This window comes from Rhizobium sp. SVR5-9E (genome assembly GCF_056755095.1).
Window position 1 is genome coordinate 1 of the sequence record NZ_JBNDHS010000396.1, and the last position, 274, is coordinate 274.

Here is a 274-nt window from a genome sequence, read left to right on the forward strand (position 1 = left end):
GATAATAATGATTTTGCTGAAGCAATGTATGTGTATCCGGGAGCTGCAAACTCTACACTCTCTTACAGAAATGATAATACGAATCCGGATCCAGCTTCTCCTCCTTCTGACGGTGTTCGTAGAGATTATAAATCTGTTATTACCTTAGAAGGTTTGACGTTGAGTTCTATTCCTGCTTGTCCATTAATTACTTATCCTGCAAATAATGCTACTTTTGTTCCTTTGTCTCCTACAATAACATGGAGTAATTCTCCAGGAGCAACGGGTTATAAAG

At 38.3% G+C, this 274-nt stretch carries 1 protein-coding gene; it reads left to right on the plus strand.

Translation table 11 applies throughout. The features are described from left to right. A partial coding sequence (locus ACPYOJ_RS35335; RefSeq protein WP_481420385.1) for a hypothetical protein occupies window positions 1–274 on the plus strand: 274 nt, incomplete at both ends.